Genomic DNA, 3162 nt, shown 5'->3' on the forward strand with positions numbered 1-3162 from the left:
TCACGAAGAAAGTAACGGGGGCGGGACGGTGCAGCCCCGCCCCCACCGGGGTTCACTCGAGGATGACGTCGGCCTCGGTGAAGAAGCGCTCCACCGCCTCGTCGACCGTGATCGTCCCGAGTCCGAGCTCCTTGCCGAGGTCCCAGAACGTCTGCTCGAGCGAGCCGTACCCGATCACCGGCACGGGCGGGGCTTCGCCGACGCGGTCCGCCACCGACGCGATGTAGTCGGCGACCTGCTTGTCGACGCCCTCGAGCGTCGTGCCCGCGAGCTTGCTCGACGAGGCCGGGAATCCGAGGGTGGTGCCGAAGATCTCGCCGGCTTCGGGGCTGTTGACGACGTAGTCGAGGAAGATCGCCGACGCCTCGGGGTGGTCGGTGTTCGACGCGATGGCCATCTGCAGACCGCCCTGCTGGTAGAGGTCCTTCGAGCCCTCGACGGCGGTCGGGGGCGCGACGATCGAGATCGACTCGGCGCCGGAGTCCGCGAGATAGCCGCCCAGGAAGTTGCTCCAACTCATCTCGCTCGCCGTCAGGCCGGCCCCGAAACCGGACACGGGGCTGATCGCCTCGAGCTCGACCTGCGGAACGGTCACGCCGTCGCGGATGTCGTCGCCGGAGGCCCAGAAGTCGCGCAGCTCGTCCTCGGTGAAGCCGAGTTCGCCGTCCTCGGTGTAGAGATTCCCGCCGTTCGCCCGGAGAACCAGTTCGAACACCTGGATCCGTTGGGTGTAGTCGGTGCCGCCGTAGACCGTGCCGTCGGTCGCATCGGTGACCCCGGCCATCCACTCGTCGAACGCGTCGAAGGTGGAGCCGCCTTCGGGGGCGGCGATGTCGTAATCGGCCAGCACGTCGTCGTTCACGAAATTCGCCCACATGCTGTATCCGGTCGGGAGGGAGTACTGCACGTCGTTCAGGCGACCCGTGCCGAGCAGGGCGTCGTCGAAGGTGGAGAAGTCGACGTAGTCCGACACCTCGCCGAGATCGAGCACGTGGCCGGGCTCGGCGTACTGCCGCAGATAGCTGTCGGAGAACTGGAAGACGTCGGGAAGACCTCCGCCGGCGACTTCGGTCTGCCGCTTCTCCCAGTAGCTGGGGAAGTCGGTGAAGGTCGTGTTCACCGTGATGTTCGGATGCTCGGTCTGGAACGCCTCGATCAGCTGGTTGTAGCGGTCGGCGCGATCGTCGTTGCCCCAGAAGGCGAAGGTGAGCGTCACGTCGGCGTCGGGGTCGTACTCTCCCGAGCCCCCGCCGTCGCCCGCGCACGAGGCGAGGGTGAGGGCGGCGGCGGAAACGACGGCGGCGGTGACGACGAATCGAAGGTGTCTCATGGTGGTCCTGTCAGGAGGAGAGGGATGCGAGGGCGCCGTTCGCGTCGGACGGCGCGGGCGAGGGATGCGCCGGGATGGGCGCGAAGGCGAAGACGACCTGCTGCGGTGACAGTGCGGTGCGTCCGAGGGCGGCGCCGGTTTCGGCGTCGCTGCCGTTCAGGGAGACCGTGACGGTTTCGTCGGAGTGGTTGATCACGGTGACGAGGGCGCCTCGACGCGCGACCTCGACGCCCGCGGGGAGGTCGTCGATGACCGGTCGCACGCCGCTGTCGGCGACGAGGCGGCCGACGATCGCGTCGACACCGGCGGCGTCGGGCATCGTGGCGACGTACCACGCGGCGCCGTCGCCGTGGCGTTGACGGGTCACCGCCGGTCGCGCGGCGTTCGGACCGTCGTCGAAGGTCGCGATCACCTCGGCGGTCTCGGCGTGGACCGCCTCGGCGACGAGCGTGCCGCGAGCGTCACGGCCGTCGAGCGTGAACGACGCCGTCTCGGGCTCGCCGTCGCCGACCGCACCGAGCGCGCCGACGCCGGTGCCGCTCGCGGGAGGGCCCGCCAGCGCTCCGAAGTCCTCGTAGCGGATGCCGAGTGCGCCGCCGAGGCGCGTGAGGAACCCGCCGTCGCAGAACTGATCGTGCTCGTCGACGATGTCGCTGAACGGTCCGGTGAGCAGCGTTCCGCCGGCTCGCGCGAACCGGTCGAGCGCGGCTGCTCCCTCCTCGCGCAGCAGGTAGAGGGCGGGCGCCAAGACCACCTCGTACCCGCGCTCCGCCTCCTCGGGCCCGATGATGTCGACCATGATGCCGCGGCGATGGAGTGCGCCGTACCACTCCAGGGCGACGGCGAGGTAGTCGATCCGGAAGGGATGGTCGCGCTCCTCGACCGCCCACCAGTTCTCCCAGTCGAAGACCAGCGCGACCCGCGCATCCGAGCCCGGTGCCGGCAGCTCGCCGAGCTCGCGCAGGCGCTCGCCGAGGGAGACGACCTCGCGCCACGTGCGGGTGCGCGTGCCGGCGTGGGGGAGCATCGCCGAGTGGAACTTCTCGCTGCCGGCGCGGGACTGCCGCCACTGGAAGAACATGATGCCGTCGGCGCCGCGCCCGATCGACTGCGCGGTCTCGGCCGCGAGCGCCCCCGCGGCCTTGCCGGGGTTCGCCGGGCGCCAGTTCACGGCATCGGTGGCCTGCTCCCACAGCAGCCACGGCACGCCGGGCTTGAGCGAGCGCACGAGGTCGCGCTGGAACGCCGAATCGCGCACGCGCGTGGGATGCGCCGGGTCGGGATAGCAGTCGTCGGCGATGACGTCCATGTGCGGCGCCCACCGGCGATAGTCCGCCGGCTTGAACGGGCCCATGAAGTTCGTCGTGATCGGCTGCGTCGCGCCCGCCTGCAGCAGGATGCTCCGCTCCGCCAGGTAGCACTCCAGCAGCATGTCGGAGGTGAACCGGCGGAAGTCGAGCATGGACGACGGGTTGTGGCTGTAGGGCGCGAGGCGCGGAGGGAAGACCTCGTCGAAGGAGCCGTAGCGCTGCGACCAGAAGTTCGTGCCCCACGCCGCATTGAGCGCGTCGACGGTGCCGTACTTCTCGCGCAGCCAGCGACGGTACGCATCCCGCGCGGCATCGGAGAAGTCCATCCACAGGTGGCAGCCGAACTCGTTGCCGACGTGCCACATCACCACCGCCGGGTGGTCGACGTAGCGCTCGGCGATGCGTCGCACGAGCTCACCGGCCAGGCGCCGATAGACGGGGGACGAGGGTGCGAAGTGCTGGCGGCTTCCGGGCCAGTACGATGCGCCGGATTCGTCGGCGGGCAGCGTCTCGGGGTAGTTC

The 3162-nt window shown here is 70.0% G+C and carries 2 protein-coding genes; both read right to left on the bottom strand.

What is annotated here, in order from left to right:
• Positions 1–52: 52 nt before the first annotated feature.
• Positions 53–1330, bottom strand: coding sequence for an ABC transporter substrate-binding protein (locus B4E30_RS15760; RefSeq protein WP_286796164.1), 1278 nt, complete (start codon positions 1328–1330; stop codon positions 53–55).
• A gap of 10 nt (positions 1331–1340) precedes the next feature.
• The coding region (locus tag B4E30_RS15765; protein WP_286796165.1) for a beta-galactosidase at positions 1341–3162 on the bottom strand (1822 nt) is incomplete at its 5' end.

The organism is Microbacterium sp. UBA3394 (genome assembly GCF_002358725.1).
Taxonomy (GTDB): domain Bacteria; phylum Actinomycetota; class Actinomycetes; order Actinomycetales; family Microbacteriaceae; genus Microbacterium; species Microbacterium luteum.

Excerpts from the sequence above, each read along its gene's own strand:
- B4E30_RS15760 (WP_286796164.1), bottom strand. The coding sequence starts at position 1,330 with ATGAGACACCTTCGATTCGTCGTCACCGCCGCCGTCGTTTCCGCCGCC.